General features: G+C 67.3%; 20 protein-coding genes. 12 read left to right on the top strand and 8 right to left on the bottom strand.

Annotated features, from left to right (window positions below; all coding sequences use genetic code 11):
• On the top strand, positions 1-165 hold a 165-nt coding region (locus ACWEOZ_RS37545; protein ID WP_451915429.1), incomplete at its 5' end, for a non-reducing end alpha-L-arabinofuranosidase family hydrolase.
• Between the two features lie 100 nt (positions 166-265).
• Positions 266-1648, top strand: coding sequence for a poly(ethylene terephthalate) hydrolase family protein (locus tag ACWEOZ_RS37540; protein WP_451915426.1), 1383 nt, complete (start codon positions 266-268; stop codon positions 1646-1648).
• Between the two features lie 84 nt (positions 1649-1732).
• Here ACWEOZ_RS37540 and ACWEOZ_RS37535 read toward each other — a convergent pair whose 3' ends face one another.
• Both ACWEOZ_RS37535 and ACWEOZ_RS37530 read right to left on the bottom strand, forming a co-directional pair.
• Positions 1733-1891: a hypothetical protein gene (locus ACWEOZ_RS37535; RefSeq protein WP_451915425.1), complete on the bottom strand. Its 159-nt coding sequence runs from the start codon at positions 1889-1891 to the stop codon at positions 1733-1735.
• A gap of 323 nt (positions 1892-2214) precedes the next feature.
• Positions 2215-2796: a response regulator gene (locus ACWEOZ_RS37530; RefSeq protein ID WP_451915424.1), complete on the bottom strand. Its 582-nt coding sequence runs from the start codon at positions 2794-2796 to the stop codon at positions 2215-2217.
• Positions 2797-3208: 412 nt separating this feature from the next.
• Between ACWEOZ_RS37530 and ACWEOZ_RS37525 the strand changes: the two genes are divergently transcribed.
• From ACWEOZ_RS37525 to ACWEOZ_RS37515, 3 genes are all read left to right on the top strand, one after another.
• Positions 3209-3433, top strand: a complete 225-nt coding sequence (locus tag ACWEOZ_RS37525) for a hypothetical protein (RefSeq protein ID WP_451915423.1) — start codon at positions 3209-3211, stop codon at positions 3431-3433.
• A 687-nt stretch (positions 3434-4120) separates the two neighbouring features.
• A complete protein-coding gene (locus ACWEOZ_RS37520; protein ID WP_451915422.1) occupies positions 4121-4873 on the top strand; it encodes a GAF and ANTAR domain-containing protein in 753 nt (250 codons plus the stop codon).
• Positions 4874-5218: 345 nt separating this feature from the next.
• Positions 5219-5572, top strand: coding sequence for an STAS domain-containing protein (locus tag ACWEOZ_RS37515; protein WP_451915421.1), 354 nt, complete (start codon positions 5219-5221; stop codon positions 5570-5572).
• Positions 5573-5584: 12 nt separating this feature from the next.
• Here ACWEOZ_RS37515 and ACWEOZ_RS37510 read toward each other — a convergent pair whose 3' ends face one another.
• Positions 5585-6841 carry a PP2C family protein-serine/threonine phosphatase gene (locus tag ACWEOZ_RS37510; RefSeq protein ID WP_451915420.1) on the bottom strand — a complete coding sequence of 419 codons (1257 nt, stop codon included), beginning with the start codon at positions 6839-6841 and terminating at the stop codon, positions 5585-5587.
• A 266-nt stretch (positions 6842-7107) separates the two neighbouring features.
• Between ACWEOZ_RS37510 and ACWEOZ_RS37505 the strand changes: the two genes are divergently transcribed.
• The 3 genes from ACWEOZ_RS37505 (at position 7108) to ACWEOZ_RS37495 (ending at position 8799) form a co-directional block, all read left to right on the top strand.
• Entirely contained in the window at positions 7108-7854 is a 747-nt protein-coding gene (locus tag ACWEOZ_RS37505; protein WP_451915419.1) for an ATP-binding protein, read from the top strand.
• Positions 7855-8107: 253 nt separating this feature from the next.
• Complete coding sequence (locus ACWEOZ_RS37500) at positions 8108-8368, top strand: hypothetical protein (RefSeq protein WP_451915418.1); 261 nt, start codon at positions 8108-8110, stop codon at positions 8366-8368.
• The gene (locus tag ACWEOZ_RS37495) at positions 8368-8799 is read left to right on the top strand and encodes a diacylglycerol/lipid kinase family protein (RefSeq protein ID WP_451915428.1); all 432 of its coding nucleotides are present in this window, start codon (positions 8368-8370) and stop codon (positions 8797-8799) included. Before ACWEOZ_RS37500 ends, ACWEOZ_RS37495 begins: the two co-directional genes overlap by 1 nt.
• A gap of 200 nt (positions 8800-8999) precedes the next feature.
• On the opposite strand, the gene tkt is transcribed toward ACWEOZ_RS37495, so the two are convergent.
• A complete protein-coding gene (gene tkt, locus ACWEOZ_RS37490) occupies positions 9000-11111 on the bottom strand; it encodes a transketolase (protein ID WP_451915417.1) in 2112 nt (703 codons plus the stop codon).
• A 341-nt stretch (positions 11112-11452) separates the two neighbouring features.
• Between tkt and ACWEOZ_RS37485 the strand changes: the two genes are divergently transcribed.
• A complete protein-coding gene (locus ACWEOZ_RS37485; protein ID WP_451915416.1) occupies positions 11453-12208 on the top strand; it encodes a hypothetical protein in 756 nt (251 codons plus the stop codon).
• 252 nt (positions 12209-12460) lie between these two features.
• On the opposite strand, the gene ACWEOZ_RS37480 is transcribed toward ACWEOZ_RS37485, so the two are convergent.
• A complete protein-coding gene (locus ACWEOZ_RS37480; RefSeq protein WP_451915415.1) occupies positions 12461-12781 on the bottom strand; it encodes a helix-turn-helix domain-containing protein in 321 nt (106 codons plus the stop codon).
• An 855-nt stretch (positions 12782-13636) separates the two neighbouring features.
• Between ACWEOZ_RS37480 and ACWEOZ_RS37475 the strand changes: the two genes are divergently transcribed.
• A complete protein-coding gene (locus ACWEOZ_RS37475; protein ID WP_451915414.1) occupies positions 13637-13909 on the top strand; it encodes a hypothetical protein in 273 nt (90 codons plus the stop codon).
• 774 nt (positions 13910-14683) lie between these two features.
• On the opposite strand, the gene ACWEOZ_RS37470 is transcribed toward ACWEOZ_RS37475, so the two are convergent.
• Together ACWEOZ_RS37470 and ACWEOZ_RS37465 are read right to left on the bottom strand one after the other, a co-directional pair.
• Entirely contained in the window at positions 14684-15757 is a 1074-nt protein-coding gene (locus tag ACWEOZ_RS37470; protein WP_451915413.1) for a sensor histidine kinase, read from the bottom strand.
• An 84-nt stretch (positions 15758-15841) separates the two neighbouring features.
• On the bottom strand, positions 15842-17284 hold the full coding sequence (locus tag ACWEOZ_RS37465; RefSeq protein ID WP_451915412.1) for an ATPase domain-containing protein: 1443 nt from the start codon (positions 17282-17284) through the stop codon (positions 15842-15844).
• 335 nt (positions 17285-17619) lie between these two features.
• Here ACWEOZ_RS37465 and ACWEOZ_RS37460 point away from each other — a divergent pair, with 335 nt between their 5' ends.
• A complete protein-coding gene (locus ACWEOZ_RS37460) occupies positions 17620-19659 on the top strand; it encodes an ATP-binding protein (RefSeq protein WP_451915411.1) in 2040 nt (679 codons plus the stop codon).
• Between the two features lie 144 nt (positions 19660-19803).
• A complete protein-coding gene (locus ACWEOZ_RS37455; protein WP_451915410.1) occupies positions 19804-20202 on the top strand; it encodes a response regulator in 399 nt (132 codons plus the stop codon).
• On the opposite strand, the gene ACWEOZ_RS37450 is transcribed toward ACWEOZ_RS37455, so the two are convergent.
• On the bottom strand, positions 20178-20564 hold the full coding sequence (locus ACWEOZ_RS37450) for a TraR/DksA family transcriptional regulator (protein WP_451915409.1): 387 nt from the start codon (positions 20562-20564) through the stop codon (positions 20178-20180). The two genes, ACWEOZ_RS37455 and ACWEOZ_RS37450, sit on opposite strands and share 25 nt — an antisense overlap.
• Positions 20565-20674: the final 110 nt, after the last annotated feature.

Raw genomic sequence — 20674 nt, 5'->3', positions numbered from 1 at the left:
ACCAACGACATCAGCCACGGTGACCTGGTCCGGACCAACCCGGACCAGACCAAGACCGTCGACCCCTGCAACCTCCAGCTGCTCTACCAGGGCAAAGACCCCAACGCCGGCGGCGACTACAACAACCTGCCGTGGCGCCCGGGCCTGCTCACCCTGCAGCGCTGACGGCACCCCGCCCAGCTGTCGAGCCGCTGCCGGCAGGCGAACCCGCCTGCCGGCAGCAGCCACCGCCCCGACCCGTCACTGACAGCAGAGGAGTACCACGATGCACCAGCCCGACATCGGCGACACTCCCGTTCACGCGACCGCGCCGCCGCCACGAACCGGCGCCACCCGCCGGCGTCTGCGCATGCTCCGCGCCTCGGTGGCGATCGGTGTGGTGCTGGCCATCGCGGTGGTCGCGGCCCGTTCGGCGTCCGCTGACAGCCCGTACCAGCGCGGCCCGGACCCGACCGTGGCGAGCGTCGCGGCCACCTACGGACCCTTCGCCACCGCGCAAGTCAGCGTGTCGCCCGGCAACGGGTTCAACGGCGGCACGATCTACTACCCGACCGACACCAGCCAGGGCACGTGGGGCGCGGTCGCCATCGTGCCCGGCTACACCGCCCGCTTCGCCGACGAGGAAGCCTGGATGGGCCCGCGGCTCGCCTCCTTCGGCTTCGTCGTCATCGGCGTCGAGACCAACAGCACCACCGACTGGGACACCGCCCGTGGCACCCAGCTGCTGGCCGCGCTCGACTACCTCACGCAGCGCAGCCCCGTACGCGACCGGGTCGACGCTAACCGGCTCTCCGTGATCGGCCATTCGATGGGCGGCGGCGGTGCCCTCTACGCGGCCACCCAGCGCCCGTCGCTGAAAGCCGCGATCGGCCTCGCCCCCTACTTCCCGTCCGGCAACCTGAACAACGACCGGGTGCCCACGCTGATCCAGGGCGGCCAGAACGACACGGTGGTGACCCCCTCGTACCTCGACGGTCTCTTCCCGACCCTGCGCGCCGACACCCCCGGCGCGTACGTGCAATACAGCGGCGCCGACCACCTGTTCTGGACCAAGCCGAACGACATCGAGCTGCGCACCCAGATCCCGTGGCTGAAGATCTTCGTCGACGGCGACACCCGGTACACCCCGTTCATGTGCCCGGCGTTGCAGGACAACACCCGGGTCGCCCGATACACCGCCAAGTGCTCACTGATCCCCAGCACACCGCCGTCCTCGCCGTCAGCCAGCCCGAGCGCGTCGACCCCGCCGACCTCGACCCCGCCGGCGACCACCGGCGCGCTGAAAGGCCGGGCCAGCGGGCGATGCACGGACATCACCGGCTACGGCACCGCCGACGGCACCCGGCTCCAGCTGTACGACTGCACCGGCCAGTGGAACCAGACCTGGACCTACACCAACAACACGCTGGTCAACCCGCAGAGCGGCAAGTGCCTGAACACCGGCAGCGACGGCACAGCCGTGAACCTGTGGACGTGCAACGGCAGCGGCGCGCAGAAGTGGACGCTGCAGAGCAACGGCAACGTGGTCAACACCGCATCCGGCAAGTGCCTCGACGCAATCGGCCAGGCCACCGGAAACGGTACGGGCCTCCAGGTCTACAACTGCATCGCCGGCGGCCAGGGCAACCAGCAGTGGGCGCTGCAATAACCCTCGCGGACAGCTAGGGCAGGGTGCCGTCGGTTCATTCGGCGGCACCCCACCGCCCGACAGGGCGCGACCAGTCGTCGTCGATCAGCGGGCGGTCAGCGCCTCCCCGCCGACCACGGTACGGATCCCGGCGGGCACTCCGTCCAGAGTGACGTCCTTGCGGAAGAACCGTCTGGCTTCCGCCTCGAGCGCCCGGGCCACGTACCCGTCGGTCTCGAGCGTGTTGAGGATCGGCACCCGCATGCACCGCAGGTCGGGGGTGCATCCGATGTGCCGCGTCGCGACGGGTCGTAACGCCGGTACGTGATCGGCTGGCCGCCGCGGTACCGCAACAGCTGGCCCGCTGGCGGCGCGCCGCGCTCGGCGGCGTGCTGATGCAGATGACTCATCAGCGTCGGTGACACCGGCTGCCACCGCACCGGACCACCCTTCTCATGCAGCAGCACCAGGCACTGGTCCTGGTCCTGGTCGATCGGGCGCAGTGCCAGCGTTCCCCCCACGACGGCACGCCATCTCGGTGTGCAGAAGCAGCGCGCCGCAGGCGGTGCTCAGAAACGCCGCGGCGATCAAGCGCCACAGCTGGTGCAGCCGCGCGAGGGCTGGTCGCCGCCGCCACCCCATGGCTGAAGCAACCATCGGCGGAACAGGTAAGAAAAGACCAGCGCCTGCGCCAGGTTCGCCACCACGAAGAAGAGCGCGAGTGCTGGGGGTGCACCGGTGGCCGTGTTCACGGCCATGGTGACCACGGTCAGGGCGATCAGGTCGAGCCAGAACCAGCGAGAGGAGCGCTGGGCGAGGAACCAGACGGCGGAGACACCAGCCGCGGGCCACACCAGGCTCAGGTTGGTCTCATCCATGACGGTCAGACGCCCGGCGTAGGTAGCGAGCACGTACAAGGCGGTGAAGCCCAGCGTGCGCGGCAACGACGACGACAGGCTCACGGGGGCGGCCCGGATCCGGGTCTGGACTTCGCCGCTCCACAGCACTGTCAAGAACAGCGCCGGTAACGCCGGGCGTAGCTCGCGCAGGCGGGTCAGTAGATCAAGGCCGTCCATGTCGGGCATGTCGACGTCAAGGATCACGGCGTCCGGGAGGCCGTGGTGCCGCACCAGCATCAGAGCCGTCGCTGCATCCTCAGCGGATTTCACCTGATGTCCCTGGCGCATCAGTCGTTTTCACGACCAGGTCACGAATGTCCAGCTCGTCGTCGACCACCAGTAGCTTCGCCACCGACGCACCTCCCCTTTCACCATCCCTATCGGCGGTGCAGCGGCTACTGATGAGCACCCAGGAAGAACCGCAGGATGCTCGACAGAGGCAGGGGGGTAAGGCCAGGTGCTCAGACGGCACATTGGGCTGGCTCGGTCGATCGGGCGATCTGTAAGACTTCGCCTGATGTTCGGGGAGCCCGGTTCAATTCAGCGGAGCTGAGACATTGTCGCCCGGCGGCCGGGCACTGTCGGCTGGCGGCGCCGTCGTTGTCTGCGAAACCGGGTGGTATGAAGAGGCCTTGTCTCAGCGACTCGAATAAGCCGACGAGCAGACGGGTATGCGACGGATATGACCTCCCACGAGCAAGATCGACGCACGACGGCCGCGACGATGCACGAGACCGCTGAGGCGCTGGAGCGCAGCGAGGCCACACTGCACGAAAGCGCCGAGAAGTCTCCGGACGAGGCCACCACACGCCGGCTGCACGATCTCGGCGACGCCGTCACTCATGAGGCCAAGAAAATCGACGAGCGCGCAGATACCATCGCACCACGAACGCGAACGTCTGCTTGACGCTCGTCGACGTGGTTCCGGGTGCCCGCTCAGGTCATCACTCGAACGTGCGCTCTGGTACACGGACCTGCAGCCAGGCTGGCTGCGATCGCTGGCCGCCGTGCCGGGGAAACCCGCCGGGCCGGCCGATACGGATCGGCGATCCCCGCTTGAGGAGCAAGAGCCGCCGGCGGCTGGACGGCCCGCATGAGCGGACTGTCAGTGATGTGGCTGTCGACGCGCGGCGAGAGTACAGATAGCGGGCCGGATACGGCGGCTCGAACGTCGAACCTACGGCTGCCGCCGAAACGTTCTGTGCTGTACACCGCGCCGCAGTTTCCTAGGTGCTGGGCGCAGATGACGTCACGCGGCGGCGGTAAGAGGAGCGCTCCGACCAACGGGCCATCAGCAAAGTCCTGGTCACAGCGACGCACAGCCCCGGACGCCTGACCTATCCCTGCACTTTCGAGCTGTTGAAGCTGACGTCGGCCTCACCGACGTCGCGCTCCCGGGCTATGGAACGGCTACTCTAATTCAGCGAGCGTAACTCCGCCGGCATCTGCGAAGCGTCACGCGCACGTGTAGACACCTTCGCAGCGGGCACACCCACACCAAGCCGGGACATGATTCGCGATAGTGACCTGGTGAGGCCCTGGGCGGTAAGCCAATCCCGCCCGGGGCCGCCCGACGTCGAGAAAGGGAACGGCATTGGCCCGCAACGGCAGCGGTGAAACCGGCGACCAGGGTGGGGCGCCCTCGGACACCACCAGCCGATCCGCGACAGATGACCTGGCAATGCGGCTCAGCGACCTGGCCCGGACCTTGCAACTCGAGGACAGTGTCGACGAGACCTTGCAGGCGATCGTGCACGCAGCCGTCGGCACAGTACCGGGTGCCCAGTACGCGGCACTGTCGGTGATGGAGCGCCGCCGTGCGATCTATACCCGGGCCGGGACCGACGAGCTGGTGTTCCAGGTGGATCAGGTGCAGTACGACACCGGCGAAGGCCCCTGCCTGAGTGCGGTGTACGAACAGCAAACCGTACGCCTGCCGGACATGACCACCGAAGCCCGGTGGCCGCAATTCACCGGTCGCACCGCGGAGATCGGCGTGCTGAGCATGCTGTCGTTCCAGCTCTACGTCAAAGAGGACAACCTCGGTGCGCTGAATATGTATTCCACCGAGAAGCAGGCGTTCGACGACGAGTCCGAACACATCGGTCTGCTGTTCGCCTCACACGCCGCCGTCGCGATGTCCGGCGCGCAGGAGCAGGAACACCTGCGCAAGGCCGTCGCCGCGCGAGATGTGATCGGACAGGCCAAAGGCGTCTTGATGGAGCGCCACAAGATCAGCGCCGACCAGGCGTTCTCCGTGCTGGCACGGGCCAGCCAGCAGACCAACACCAAACTGGTCGACGTCGCCCGTTCGCTGACCGACACCGGACAACTCACTGCAGGATGATTGAGGACGATCCGGACTGACCTTGCTGCCTCCCGCGGTACCACCCTGGCCGGTCGGCGGCGTAAGCCCGGTCCGTACTGCTGCCAGCCTGCGGCGACGGGTCACGGACGGACGGCCGCCGCCCGGTGTCGGCCTCTCTTCGGAAAGAACGTTTACGTCGGAACGGTGATACTGGATCGAGGCGCGACACCAGACCACCGAACGCGGTGATGATCAACATATGCTCGGCTCGTCTTCGACCAAGTGACCACCTTGGTCCCGGTTCGCCGTAGCCGTTGTGGATATTAGGGTAACGAGGCCCGCCGCCCGGCGGTGCATCGAGGTGCCCGGGTTCTGGAGGTAGTCGTGGATCTACAGCTGTCGGCCCGGGCCGCTCGGGGGTGCACGGTCGTGCGGGTCGGCGGTGAGCTCGATATGGATACGTGTCCCCATTTGCAGGATTTCCTGCAAGAGGTCACTGATTCCGGTGCTCTGCAGGTGGTGTTGGACTGCACCGACGTGACGTTCATGGACTCCAGCGGTCTGGGCGTCCTGATGGTGTGGTTCAAGGAGCTGCAGGACAAGGGCGGCCGGTTGTGCGTCGCCGGGGTGCAGCAACCCGTCGAGTACGTGTTGCGGGTGTCAGCGGTGGACCAGGTGCTCAAGGTCTACGACACGGTGGATGCCGCCGAGGCCGACATGCCACCGACGGGGCCCTGACCACGGTCGTCGTCACCGGTGGTCGGCTGAGGTCGCGGCGGCGAGGTCAGCTCCGGCGTCGGCGCGGCGTGGTCGTCCGTGGTGGCCGTGCCAGTCGATGATCAGCAGAGTGGCGTCGTCAGCCAGTTCGGGGCCGGCGACCTCGAGAACGGCGTCAGCCAGCGAACGGGCGGCCTCGCGCGGGTGTAGTGCGGTCAAGGAACGCAGCTTGGCGGGCAGGTCCAAGGCGGCGGCGGCGCGTTCACGCATCCCGTCGGTGACGATCACCAGGCGGTCGCCGGGCCGCAACGCGACCTGATCGACGCGGCACGGCGAATCGGGGAACATCCCGAGCGCGAAGTTGCGGGGCAGGTCCAGCGGCTGCGGGTCGCCGTCGCGCACCAGCAACGGCGGTACGTGCCCAGCGTTGATCACGTCGCAGATCCCGGTGGTGAGGTCGATACGTCCGAGCACGGCGGTGATGAAGGCCCCTCGCGTCGGAGTGTGCTGGGCGATTACGGCGCTGGCGGTGTCGGCCTGTTCGGTGAGGCTGTGCCCGGCCCGGCGGGAGTTGCGCAGGCTGGCCACGCCGAGGGTGGCGGTCAGTGCGCTGGCCACACCGTGGCCCATGGCGTCGGTGATGCTGAAGTGCAGGGTGTCGCGGGCGACGCTGTAGTCGAAGGTGTCCCCGCCGATGCTGGCGGCCGGCTCGAGCCAGCCGGACAGGGTGAACGCGCCGCCCTCGCAGGTGAACGCGGCCGGCAGGAGCCGGCGTTGGATCTCCGCGGACAGGGTGAACGGTACGGTGCGCTGTCCCCATTCGAACAGGTCGGTGTGGCGCCGGTTGGCGATGATCACGAACGCCAGCGCATGCGCGGTCCGGGCGATCTCCCCGAGCGTCCCGGTTGCCGGTGCCGTGTCGAGGGCGATCTCGAGCAGGCCGATGATCTCGCCGCGTTCGGTGACCGGCGCAAGGACCAGCCACCCGCCGTCGGCGGACTCCACCTGCAGTTTCTGCGTGCGGAGCACCTGCTCCTGGGGGCCACCGTCGAACGGCACCACTGTCGCCACCTCGCCGCCGTCGCGGCGTCCCTCACCGTCGGTGTCCAACGGCACGTACGCCAACCGGACCAGAGCCCGGCCGCTGAGGTCAGCGATGAGGAAGGAGACGCTGCGAGCGCGCAGCGCCGCACCGAGTTCCCGGGTGACAGCCTCGACGGCCTGCACCGGTGTGGCTTCCTCGGCCGCGGCCAGCATGGTGGACAGCGCTACCTCCATGGTGGGGTCCATCCCGGCAGCATACGGATCTTCCGGCCGATCCACCGCGACGACCGAGCTTACAACTGCCGAACGGCATACTCATGCACTCAGCCGGGTACAACGCGCCTCAACCGCCTCTCGACCGCAGCCCGGACCAGCGGCGGCGGCCACTCAGAAAGCGATCAATGGCCCTGATGGCCGGCAATGCCCGTCGGCGTTGCGCAGAATGTTCAACCCTGAGATCGACGACGGGCACGACACAGCTGAAACGACGCCCGGTAGAGGAGCTGACGCACGTGACCCAGCCCGCGAGCTGGCAGGTCGAGTCCCATGATGATCTGGTCACCGTCACGGTGCGCGGTACGGTCGACGCCCGATCCGGTCCGGCACTGCAAGATTCTCTGAGCCAGTGCTTGCGACGCAGACCGAGGGCTGTGCTGGTCGAGTTGTCCGGCGCCACTGTGACCGACGCGCACGCAGTGGAGGCTTTCTCCACGGTCGCCACTGAGGCGCGGCTCTGGCCCGGTACGCCGGTGCTGCTCTGCGCGCCGGATACTGCCACCGCCGGCCTGCTCACGACCAAGGCCGAGGAAACACCGCCGCTGTACGCCAGGACGGCTGACGCACTCCGCGCGCTGGCCAGTCACGATGAGCTCATCAGCGAGGACATCCGCCCGGTTCCGGGTGCCGCCCGCCAGGCCCGCGCCATCGTCACGGAGGCGTGCGCGCGATGGAACGTCCCGCATCTCACTGCTTCAGCCACCCTGGTCGCCAGCGAGCTGGTCACCAACGCGGTCGTGCACGCCCACACCCCGGTGACCTTTCAGATTAAAATGCAACCGCACTATCTGTACATTGCCGTGTTCGATGGCGCCGCCGCCGAGCCGGAAGCCCGCAGCGACCATCACGCGGACATCCCGGGCGGGCGGGGCCTGCACCTGGTCGCATCCGCTGCCACCACGTGGGGACACCAACGGCAGAACGGCGGCAAGGTCGTCTGGGCCTGTCTGGCTACCGGCCGGCGGACCAGCGCCGACTGCTGACGTGCCAGAGCCCCACATCACCCGCTGAGCGGCTGCCAGCCGAGCTCACAACTGCAAGCCTTGGGACGCCGCCCTCGCCGGGTCAGCGCAGGCGAGGGCCGGCATCTGGCCAGGATGCCAACTCCGCATCGATGTCTCGCTGGTCGGCCACTTGCTCACGGAAGGTGACTTCCCGCTCCCGGGCGTCGAGAAGTTCGGCACGGAGCACGCTGCTGGCCTCGCGCTGTTGCGCTGATCGTTCCCGAGCAGCGAGGTGTCGTACGCGCGCGTCCAGGTGTTCCTCGTGCAGCGCCTCGACAACAGCCCGGTACCGCTGGATGATCCGCGGATCAGCGGGGACCGGCCGGTGGAGGGATGGGGGCTCGCGCCTGTCATGGCCTCGGCGATCCCGGTCGCGGCTTTGTTCATGAAGCTGGTGCGCGTGCCACGCGGCCGTCGACACAGCCACCTCGGCATCGATCTCGTCCTGCTGTTGAAGACGTCGGCGCCGTCGGCGAGCAGAATTTCGCCGTGATGGCCGGCATGGGTTTCGACGCCCACATGCTCGACGCGACCAACGACACCGCGAAGCACATCGGTTGGCTCGCCTACGTCGCCGGCGCCGCGCAACACCTGCGTGACCGGCCCATGCGGCTCCGCATCACCCTCGACGACCAGCCTGCGTTCACCCGCCGCCCACGCACTGTGATCGTCGGTAACGTCGGTCGCCTGCAGGGTGGCGTGCGGCTGCTCAACGACGCCCAGCCCGACGACGGGCTGCTCGATGTCGCCGTGCTGAGCTCCCGCACCTTGCAGCACTGGGCGGCGCTGGGCTGGGGCGTGCTGCGCCGAAAGACACCGTCGCCCGGATGGAGACCTTCACTGCCGCCCGGGTGGAGATCCACAGCACCCGTGACCAGCCCCGCCAACTCGACGGCGACCTCATCATCCCTGGCCGGGACCTGATCGTCACCGTACAGCCGGAGGCGTTGCCGCTCTGTGTGCCGCAACCGGCGACCAACGACTGCAGGTTGCCGCTGCGGATACGGTCCCGGGACAGGTCGTCCAGCCAGACCGACACCCCTGCCTGCGACAACGCAGCCAGCTTCTCGTTCTGCGTCATGACAATGCCTTCCCGGTACGGAGAGGGAGCGGAAGCCGACGGTTCAGCGGTCGCCGGTCGGTGAATGCAGGACGCCGACACTGTCCGGTCCGGTGGGCGCGACCGCCGGCGCGTCGACGGCGGCGAGGCTTTCCCGGGCCGCGGTCACGACGGCGTCGGCGGTGAGCCCGAACTGCTCGTACAGCACGGTGTAGGCGGCGCTCGCGCCGTAGTGGTCGAGCCCGACGATGCGGCCGGCGTCGCCGACGAATTCCCGCCAGCCCATGGACACTCCGGCTTCGACGCTGACCCGGGCGCGGACCGTGGGCGGGAGTACCTGCTCGCGGTAGCTGCGGTCCTGCGCGGCGAACCACTCCCAGCAGGGCAGCGACACCACCCGGGTGGGGACCCCGTCGGCTTCCAGCACGTCCCGGGCAGCGACGGCGATCTGCACCTCCGAGCCGGTGCCCATGAGGATGACCTGAGGGCTGCCACCGGAGGCTTCGGCCAGCACGTACCCGCCCCTGGCCACTCCCTCGGCCGAGGCGAACCGGGTGCGGTCGAAGACGGGCAGGTTCTGCCGGGACAGCGCCAGACCGGCCGGGCGGTCGTTGTGCTCCAGGATGGTGCGCCACGCGACAGCGGTCTCGTTGGCATCCGCCGGGCGCACGAAGTCCAAGCCGGGAATGGCCCGCAGGGCCGCGTAGTGCTCGACCGGCTGGTGGGTGGGGCCGTCCTCGCCCAGGCCGATGGAGTCGTGGGTCCACACGTAGGTGACCGGTAGCTGCATGAGGGCGGCGAGACGGACGGCGCCGCGCATGTAGTCGGAGAACGTGAGGAACGTCCCGCCGTAGACGCGGGTACCGCCGTGCTGGGCGATGCCGTTCATGATCGCGCCCATGGCATGCTCACGGACGCCGAAGTGCAGGGTGCGCCCGTACGGTCCGCCGCTCCACATCTTGGTCTGCCGGTTCGTGGGCAGGAACGAGGCCTCGCCCTTGACGGCGGTGTTGTTGCTCTCCGCCAGGTCGGCCGAGCCACCCCACAGCTCCGGCAGGACCGGGTAGAGCGCGGCCAGGACTTCTCCGGAAGCCTTCCGCGTGGCCACCCCTTTGGCGTCGGCGTCCCAGGTGGGCAGCTTGCCGGCCCAGCCCTTAGGCAGGGTGCGGGTGGACATGCGCTCGAGCAGGGCAGCACCGTCGGGATTGCCGGCCTGCCACGCGTCGAAGCGCTGCTGCCACTGTTCGCGCTTCTGCTTGCCGCGTTCGGCGACCTGGCGGACGTGCTCCAGCACCTCCGGGGCGACCTCGAACGTGGTGTCCGGGTTGAAGCCGAGGACCTGCTTGGTGGCGCGGACCTCGTCGTCGCCGAGCGCGGAGCCGTGCGCGGCCCCGGTGTTCTGCTTGTTCGGCGCCGGCCAGCCGATGATCGTGTGCAGCACGATGACCGACGGCCGGCCGGTCTCCGCCTTGGCCGCGGCCAGTGCCCGGTCGACGGCGGCCAGGTCCTCGCCGTCGTCCACGTGCTGCACGTGCCAGCCGTACGCTTCGTAGCGGTTGCCGACATCCTCGGTGAACGCGATCCGGGTGTCGTCCTCGATCGAGATCCGGTTGTCGTCGTACACCAGCACGAGATTGCCCAGCTGCTGGGTACCGGCCAGCGACGACGCTTCGCCGCTGACCCCCTCTTCCAGATCGCCGTCGGAGGCGAACACCCACACGGTGTGGTCGAACACGCTCTCCCCGGCCGGGGTGTCCGGGTCGAGCAGGCCCCGCTCGCGGCGGGCGGCCATCGCCATGCCGACGGCGTTGCCGACGCCCTGACCCAGCGGGCCGGTCGTCGTCTCCACCCCCGGGGTGTGGTTCACCTCAGGGTGCCCGGGAGTCAGTGAACCCCAGGTGCGCAGCGCCTGCAGGTCGGCGAGTTCCAGGCCGTAGCCGGACAGGTAGAGCTGGATGTAGAGGGTCAGGCTCGAGTGGCCCATCGAGAGGACGAACCGGTCGCGGCCGGTCCAGTGCGGGTCGGCTGGATCGTGGCGCAGCCACTTCTGGAACAGCAGATAGGCGGCGGGTGCCAGGCTCATCGCCGTGCCGGGATGCCCGTTACCGACCTTCTGCACCGCGTCCATGGCCAGCACCCGTACGGTGTCGATCGCCCGGCGGTCAACATCGCCCATCCCTTCCGGAAGGGTTGGATGCGGCTGAGAAGGGTGGCCGGCGGAGGTGTCGCCGGCGGCCTCTGCCGGGGCCTCGGGGCGGGTGCTCTTCGTCGCGGTGGCGGAATCGGTCTCGTTGGCGGTCATCGGTAGCGGCGCTCCCTCGAAGTGGGCGGTCAACGCTCTAGCCGCGCAAATGGCAATACCTTCACTATGCGGCTACCCCGCCTACCGATTTGCACACCTCCGCACCGTATGACGAACAGCCCAGCGCAGCGACGAACCCGCCCGCACGCGATGCTCCTTTGTGGCACGCTTCGCAGCGGTGTGACTTCTGCCGTTTAACCCATCGACGAGCGGGAATGCGGCCGCTACGACCGGTAGCGCCTGTTCTCGGTGCAGACATTGCCGCTGAGTCGATCGGAGACATCATGAGCACGCTTCCCTCCCGCAAAGACTCCGCGCCCCGCACCCGCGAGTCGCTGGCAGAGACCACCAACAGCACGGCCGCACGGCCCGCCGAGGCCGACACCGGCGCATATGCCCCACGCACGGATCAGCAGAACATGGTCGCGCGGCAGAAGGACCGCTTCGGCGGCATCAAGTGGGGATCGGCGTTCTTCGGTTGGCTGACCGCCACCGGCACCTCAGTCATCCTGACCGGCCTGCTGCTGGCCGTGGGCACCGCCGTGGGTCTGGCCGCCGCCGATGACATCTCCGACGCGCAGAGCAAGGCGGGGCAGAACGCCGGCGAACTCGGTGTCGCCGGGGCCATCACCCTGCTGGTAGTGCTGCTGATCGCTTACTACTGCGGCGGATACGTCGCCGGGCGGATGGCCCGCTTCAACGGCATTCGCCAAGGGGTCGCGGTGTGGATCTGGGCCGTCGTCATCACCGCCGCCATCGCCATCGCCACCGCCACGCTGGGCGACAAGTACAACGTCCTCGACCGGGTCGGCGGGTTTCCGCAACTACCGGTCAGCGGCGATGACGCCACCACCGGTGCTATCATCGCGCTGATCCTGGCTTTGCTCGCCGCCCTCGTCGGAGCCATCCTCGGCGGCCTGGCCGGCATGCGCTTCCACCGCAAGGTCGACAAAGCAGGACTCGACCACTGAGCGACCTGCAGTGTGCGACACCCGATGCCGCACACGGCACCCACTCAGCGGATGCGGTCCGTGGGCCGGGGTCGGCGAGGAACGGCAGCGTGGCGGCGCGGGCGCCTGGTGGGTGCCGCAGTGGCTGGACCGCCGCCTACCGCACCTCGCCCTCGCCGAGCACTGACCGGCGCCCGGCAGGGCGCTCGCGGGCACTTGGGCCTTGGCCACGAACGGTCCTTCCGCGTCGGGAAAGGACCGGCGGTGGTGAGGTCAGGCAGCCTCCGCTTCCCGTGGGCGCTGCTGGTTCTCGTTCTGTTGAAGAGCTTCCCGGAGCTGGTCCTCGAGGATGATGATCCGGCAGGCGGCTTCCAGAGCGACACCCTGGCCGACCATCTCGCGGGCCCGCGCGGCGAGACGCAAATGGTAACGGGAGTAGCGACGGTGTCCACCCGCCGAGCGGTACGCGACGAACAGTTTCGCCTTCTCCAGGCGGCGCAGGAAGTCTTGCGAGGCGCCGGTGATCTCCGCAGCGCGGCCCATCGTGTAAGCGGGGTAGTCCTCGTCGTCGAGCATGTCATCGGGTTGGCCCATGCATACACCTTCCATGACGAGGGCCCCGGCGCAGAAGCACCGGGGCCCAGGGTTATGGGTTTACCACACCATCTACCGACAGGTTCGTCGGTTTGCCTTTTCCGCACCTGCGCCGTTTCGCGGCTTGCGGTGCGAGGATCGCATAAGCGTGACCGGAGACCACCTCACGTTCGATGGGACCTGCGGTGTCCACCCCAGAACGATGACTCCGTCCTGACGGCGGGCGATCCAACGGTGCTCAGCCCTCCCTTTCCTCTGCTTCTATTGCTATGACACTGTCGTACTCAAACGCCGGTGCCGGAGCCCCACGCAAACTTCACGGCCCCATCCACGTACGGCGGTTCTTCTTGCATCAAGCCGGGCCCCGAAATTGCATCAGCCCTGCCTGCACTGCCTTGACCTGGAATTACATCAAGGTCTTGAACTGCACGTGCCTTACTGAACTCCATGTGGTGATGCTGTGCCACCACGTGCCGAGCGAGCCACGTGACTTCCGGGCCCTGCTTGACGCTCGGACTCACATCGTCTGCGTCTTCGACGATCTCTGCTTCCAACGAGGGGAAGACTATCTGCCCCTGGCGACAAAGTCTAGTTCCCCCGGCCTAGATTTTCTCGGCAGCGTCGTGGGGTCAGCTCCCGTCCCGGCATGACCGCACTCCTCCGCGCAGTGGCGGGACGAGAATCTGGACACCGCCCACACTCGGAACTCTGATCGCACGCGCGACGGGCCGGCCCCGGGGCGCTGAGTCCCGGGCCGTCGCGCGGCGCTCACAGGAAAAGCGATACTCACCCGAAAAAGTGGCAAGCTTCATCCGCGCCGCCACTGCTCAGTACGTACGACGAAAGGATCCCCGCATGCCCGCCACCGGCCACGACATCGCTGAGACGCTCAACCGCGCTTTCGACGAACCCACCATGACCATGACGACCCTGCTCGCCGACGTCATCCCCGCGCTGGCCGAGTTCGACCAGGACGCCACCACCGCGGCCGACCCCGAGAGCTACCACGACCGGATCGTCCTGCACGACGGCACCATCATCCTCTACGACAGCCGGACCGAACGGTGGACGGTCAGCAGCGCAGAAGAGGTCGCCGCCTCCGACCGGAGGCGTACCGCCTCCGCCTGACCAACCTCCCAGCGGGAGGCGACCGGGACAGGATCAGCAGATGGATGGTTGTTGATCTGCGGCATGATCTTCGTTCCGTGACGGATGACATGATCCCGACCTGGGCGCCGGAGGATCTGTAGCAGGTCGCGCAGCCGTTGCTCCCTGATGGAAGCTACCGGCCGCACTGTTCGGGGGCAGCCGCCATCGCCCCTCGTCGCTTCAGCGAGTGGACCGCGGCCGGGCTCTGGGAAAGGATGCATCACCGGCTGTTGGACCAGTTCGGGGTCAATGGCGAAGATCGGCTGGTCGCGGCCCGTCATGGACTCCATCGCGGTACGGGCGAAAAGGAGGGCGCCGACCGGCCAGAACCCCGGCGACGGGGGAAGCCGGGGTTGAAGATCCATGTCATGTGCGACCGCCGTGGGACACCGCCGACGGTCTTGAGCACCGCGGCCAACACTTACGATTCACTGGTGATGGGGCCGCTGCTGGACTCGATCGCTCGATCCGCCCCCGGCACGGCAGAGCCCAGCGCCGTCCCGGCAAGCTGCGCGCCGAGATCCGCCGCCGGGGCATGGTCCCGGACGCAAGGGCGTCGAAGCCTCCGACCACCTCGGTCGGCATCGGTGATCGTCGAAGCGTAATCGTCCGGCTCCTGCGCAACCGCCGCCTCGTCCGCCGCTACGACCGCAAAGCCGAGCACTTCCAAGCCTGCGCCGGCCTCACCCGCACCCTGCCTGCCTACCGCCGACTCCGCGAGTCACCAACTGGGAAACGCCTTAGTCAGGACAATTAGCGCCGGCCCGCTGCGTCTGCCCTTGGCAGGGTGAGAGTGAACGTGCTGCCGCGGCCGACATGGGATTCGGCGGTGACCGTGCCTCCCATGCGTTCGGCCAGTAACCGTGCGTACGGCAAGCCCAGGCCAGTGCCAGGGGCAATCGACCCGGGTAGCCGCTCATATGGCTGGAAGATCCGCTCGATCTCGTCCGGGGCGATGCCGGGTCCGGTGTCTGTGACGTCTACTTCGACGGACTCCGCCTGGATGCGCCCGCGGATATCTATGTCGCCGTATTCACGGTTGTACTTGATGGCGTTGGACAACAGGTTGGTCATGACCCGGTGCACATGAACAGGGTCGGCGCGCACCCACGCTGGCTCGCCACCCATTGTGTGCACGTTCATGGTGAGGTTGCGGCGTTCGGCGAGCGGGCGGACGGCCGCGACTGCCGAGTGGACCGCTTCCACCGGGTCCATCACCGTGGTGCGGTCGGGAAGGTGACCCGATTCGGTGCGACTGCGTTCGAGCAGTTCGTTGACGAGGTCGAGCATGCGTTTGCCACCTCGGGCGATGTGGTCCAGCAGTTCGGACTGTTCGGGGTCGAGGCCCTCGGTGTGCATGAGCTCGGCGGAAGCCAGAACAGCTTGCAAAGGTGTGCACAGCTCGTGGTTGATGTGGGCGACGTGAAGCTGCATTATCCGGCGTTCGTCCGCGGCCTGCCGGCGCCTGGCCGCCAAGCGGTTGATCCGGTCGAGTAGTTGCCGCTGAGTGACCGGCACTGTGAGAATCTCATCGGCAGCGATAACCACGCTCGCCGGTAGGGCAGGACGGTCGCTGGCCCGGGTGAGCAGCATGATCGGGGGGCCGTGCCAGAAGCCGCTGTCTGCTGACATCCGGTCGGGAGCTGACCCGTCGGTTGCGGTGAGCGCCTGCAGGAGCGAGCGGGGATCGGCCACCAAAAGGTCGACCGGGCTGTCCACTATCCCAACAGTGGGCACCACCTCAACATCGAAGCTGTGGTGAGCCAGCGCCTGCTCGACGAGCTGACGGTTACGTCCGGAGGACATGAGCAGCCCGATACGGCTCACCACGGTCCTCCTCGCCGTCAGACTGACTCTGATCCCGGGCGCCACCGGAGCTGCCGGCCGGTCTGGGCATGCGGGAACATGGGGTCATCGCGCCGGCGTATCCAGCAGGGTCGGTGTGCCGTGCAGGATGCCCCGCATGTTCGTCAGGGCAGCGCCCACCTTCACGCCGTACCGAGTGATCTCAAACTCGCGCATGGTCTTCTCGAAATCGCTCATCCGCTTCTTCAGCACGCCGAGAACCTTGCGCAGCTCGCCATGGATCTCGATGTACCGCAGGTAAATGATGTTGTCGGCGAGATAGCTGATGGCATTGTCGGTAGCGCGGAACTCCCCGGTGATGTTGGCCGTTTCGCTGATCAGAATCGTCGTGACGCCCATGTTGCGTAAGTACTTGGCTACCGCGTGCAAGTACGTTTCGGGCCGATCCTCACGCATACACATCCCGAACCCCGAAACGCTGTCGATCATGACGATGCGGGCATCGGATTGCTCGATCTGCTCGCGTACCATCCGGCCGAACTGGTCGGCGGTGTAGCGTAACGGCTCAATCTGCACTATGGACAGGTTGCCGGTGGCCACCATGTTCGCGACCGGAATGTTGACTCCCTGTGCCCGGTACGCGAGAACGTCGGCGCTCTCTTCGAACGTGTACACCACCGAGCGCTCGCCGCGTCCGGCGGCCTCCTTCATGAACTGCAGGCCCAGGGTCGTCTTCCCGACTCCGCTGGGGCCCGACATGATCGTCACGGTGCCGCGTTCGATACCGCCACCCATCAGCTCGTCGATTTCCGGAACGCCGGAGGAGAGTGTCTCGGCGACGAACGGCTTACCGTGATCCTGTGGCGTCAAGCGCGGGTAGACGTGCATTCCGTCAGCTTCGATGCTCAAGCTGTGACTGCCGGCGGCGAACGCTGAGCCGCGCAACTTCGACACCAGGACCGTACGTAGTCCGTTGTTGTTGCCCATGTGGATGACACCGTCGGACATGAATTGCAGGTCCGCGTCCTGGTCGGTGTGCTGGCTCTCCGAGACGAACATGACCGTCGAACCCTGCGAGACCAGGAACCGCAACAGCGAAATTGCCTGCCGGCGGAAATGAACCTCGTCGAGCGACAAATAGCGTAGCTGGGTCATCGCGTCAAGGAAGATCCGACTAGGGCGCACCTGCTTGACAGCTTCGATGATCGCTTGGGTCGTCGGCTCCAGTTCCACCTCGGCGGGGTGAAAGACGTCGTAGGTCTGCCCTTCGGTGAACAACGTTGCCGACGGAGTCAGATCGAGAAAGGTGACACCGGCCAGGTCAAGACCCACGGCCGCGGCGTTGGCCCTTACTTCTTCCTCCGGCTCACCCTGGTTGATGAACAGCGTCGGTTCTCCTGTGGCAACGCCCTGGGTGAGGAAGTGCAAGCCTACCGTGGTCTTGCCGCTGCCCGGCCCACCGCGCACCAGGTATGACCGCTGTCCGAGCAGTCCGCCGTGAAGAATCTCGTCCAGTCCCTCGATGCCGGTAAGCAACCGGTCCGCCACGAACCACTCCCCCACGACAGGCGCCGATGCCTTCGACGATGGAATAGGGCCGACCGTCCTGGAGCGATCTGGCCTGATACGGCCGAACCTACCGCAGGCATTGGCGCCACAACTCCGATTCGCCGATGTTCCCGGTCTTCCTGCACGAGCCTCATGAGTGGTGGTCGAGCTGCTCGCGCCGCCGCCGCTACGCACGCCCCGCCGCTTCGCCGATTCCGTGATGTCGGACAGCCATTGGTCAATAGAGTGTGGTGGTGGCTCGTGTCGGTGGGTGTCAGGCGGGAACCTCCGATGGTCAGGCGCCGGGGGTACCGGGCGAAGCAGTGGTCCAGGAGATGGAGCTGGGTGCCGGCGTGCTGACCCAGGACGCTGCGGATGCCTTGGCGGCCGTCACGGCTCGGGCGGCGCTGGCGCCGACGGCGATGATTCATGTGGCTGACGGTGACCAGCTGCGGTTGGCCGGTGGCGTGGGTCTGCCGCCGGGGTGGGCTGCTTCTCGTCGCGTGCCGGTGTCCTCGACGTTGGCGGGTGCGGTGTTCACCGGACATTGTCCGTTGATCGTTGAGGACGTGAACGCCGATGACCGCGTTCCCGCGGAGGCTCCCGTGCGTGCGGTCGGCATCCGCTCGTACGCGGGTTTCCCGATCCTCGACTTCGACGGGACCGTAGTGGGGGTCTGCGCGGTGATGGACACCCGTCCCCGCCCGTGGCTGCCATCAGAGCGGTCCGGGGTCGACGAAGGCGCGCGGGCGTGTACTGCATTCATCGGCGAGCGGCGTGCGGCTGCGACGGCCGACCGCTCCCGGCGGTTTCTCGACGCTTTGCTCGCCAGTTTGCAGGTGGGAGTCGCGGCCGTGGACGCCGACGGCCGGATAGTCGTGACGAATCAGGCGATGAGGGCGTTGTCCGCCGGGCTTGCGGAGGCCGGAGATCTACGGGCCTGGGCAGAGCAGCAGCCCCTCGGCGATGCCGCCGGTCGGCCGCTGCCGCCGGACACCGTTCCGCTCCTTCGGGCCTTACACGGTGAGCGGCTGCGCGACGTGGAAATCAGGGTCGAGCGTCCAGGCCGGCAGACCCGCACTTTGCTGACCGACGCGCAGCCCATTCTGGGCCGGCATGAGGAGGTTCTCGGAGCCGTCGCCGCCGTCTACGACGTGACGGAACGGCGCCGCGCCGAACGGTTCCACGACTGTGAGCTGGCCGTCTCGCGCATCCTTTCCGAACCTGGCAGCGTGCAGCAGATTGCGGAAAGGGTGCTGCGCGCCATCACCGAAACGCTCGACTGGCCGCGAGCGGAGTTGTGGTCGGTCGATGACGAGGCACAGGTGTTACGGCCGACAGCGGTTCACAGCGCGGACTATGACACCTCGATGCGCGCGCCGGCACAGTTGCGGTGTGGTCAGGGTCTTGCCGGGCGGGCGTGGAAGGACGGCGAGCCGGTCTTCATCAGCAACATCAGCGCCGACACCGACGCGATGTCGGCGCGCATTCCCACCGGATCTGGCCTGCGGACTGCGCTGGCGGTGCCGGTACCCAGCGGCGAGCAGACACTGGCGGTGTTGGCGCTGTTCGCCGATGTCGTCGAAGGCCGGCAGGAGTTGCTGGTCACGTTACTCAAGGGCATTGCTGCGCTTATCGGGCAGTTCCTCGAACGGCGCCGGGCGCAGGAACTACAGCTGGCTCTCGCGTTCACCAAGGACGAGTATCTGGCATTGATCGGTCACGAGATGCGGACGCCATTGACCTCAATCGCCGCCTACGCCGACCAGTTGCTCGACCTTCATGCCGAGGACTTCGACGTCGAGGGACGCGCGATGGTGACGGTCGTGCTGCGCAACAGTAATCAGCTGCGCCGCATCGTCGACGACCTGATGGATCTGTCAGCGTTGGACAACGGGTATGCCACTCTCCTGTATCAGTCTTGCGACCTGGCCGCCCTGATCCGCGAGGCCGCCGCTGGAGTGCAGGGGCATGCAGACCAGGCCGGGTTGAGCATTGCCTGTGAGCTGCCCGAACGCTGCCTGATCTCAGCAGACGCGGCACGGCTACGCCAAGCTCTGGACGTCCTGCTGTCCAACGCTGTATTGCACACCGCACCCGAGGGACGCATCACCATTGTGCTGACCGAGATCGCAGGCGCTGTGGAATTGACCGTGACCGACACCGGCGTCGGCATTCCCGTGCACGAGCAGCCGAAGGTGTTCGGCCGGTTCTACCGGTCCAGCCGCACCCGGGAACAGCGCATCCCGGGAGCCGGGCTGGGCCTCGCGCTCAGCCGGGCGATCATCGAACGTCACAAAGGCACCATCCGCCTGCTCGCCGAGGACCAGCCCGGTACGAGCGTGCAGATGCGCCTACCGACCGCGCGCAGCTGAACCCCCTTACCGTTCAGTCGATTCTGCTCAGATCGCCTTTACCGCCGGGCGCAGCGGTCCCGACGTGTGATCGGGTGAAGGTCCTGCACGATGTCGTCCTGTGCCATAGCGTTCTTGATGACGCGTACGTGAGAGGGGTCGTAGGTGGCATTGGTCATCGTCGCGGAAGACGAGGACGACATCCGGCACATCATGGGCCGCGTCCTACGGCGCGCCGGTCACACCGTCATCGAAGCACCCGACGGCTCGGCAGCCCTCACAGAAGTCCATACAGCCAGGCCGGATGCTGTCGTCAGTGACATCGACATGCCGCGTATGTCAGGGCTGCAACTGTGTGAAGCCATCCGCGCCGACCCCCGAACCGCCACCCTCCCAGTGATCTTCGTCAGCGGCAGTCTCGTTCCGGGAGACACCAGGCCGGTGGATGCCCAAGCCACCGCCATCGTGTCGAAGCCCTTCCTTCCCCGCGATCTGGTGGCTTGCTTGGCCAAGGCCCTCACCACCGGCCACGTGAAAGGTCAGGAGCCGACCAGCTGCCCGTAACCCCGTACCGTCTGCTGACGAGTCAACCAAGGTGGGGTGAGTTCGAGCCTATTTGGGCGGCGGCAACAGCGAGCATGCGGAAGAACCTCAAGGCGCTCCACGGGGATGTTGCGGTCGCACCTCTGGCAGACGCCGTAGGTACCCTCGGCGATCCGTTGCAGGGCACCGGTGATCTGCTCGATGATGCGCCGGGTGGCGACCAGCAGCTCGGCCTGGATGTGGGCCTCGCCGGGATCGCCGGTGTCGGCGTTGAGCTCAGTCAGTTCTCGCAGCCGGGCGGTTCGTGCGGCGAAGTCGTCCGACAAGGACGCTCGCAGGTCGGCCGGCCAACGGTGGTCGACCGTTCGGTGGTCGAGGCTCATGGGATGCCTTTCGAAGAAGATGCGGAAACAAAAAAGGGCCGAAGCTACGTGGCTTCGCCCTGGTGGTCGTTCTGGGATGCAACGACTCCGTGGGCGGGCCTCGGCCGGTT

Source organism: Actinoplanes sp. NPDC004185, from assembly GCF_053603475.1.
This window is presented reverse-complemented; position numbering and strand designations above follow the sequence as displayed.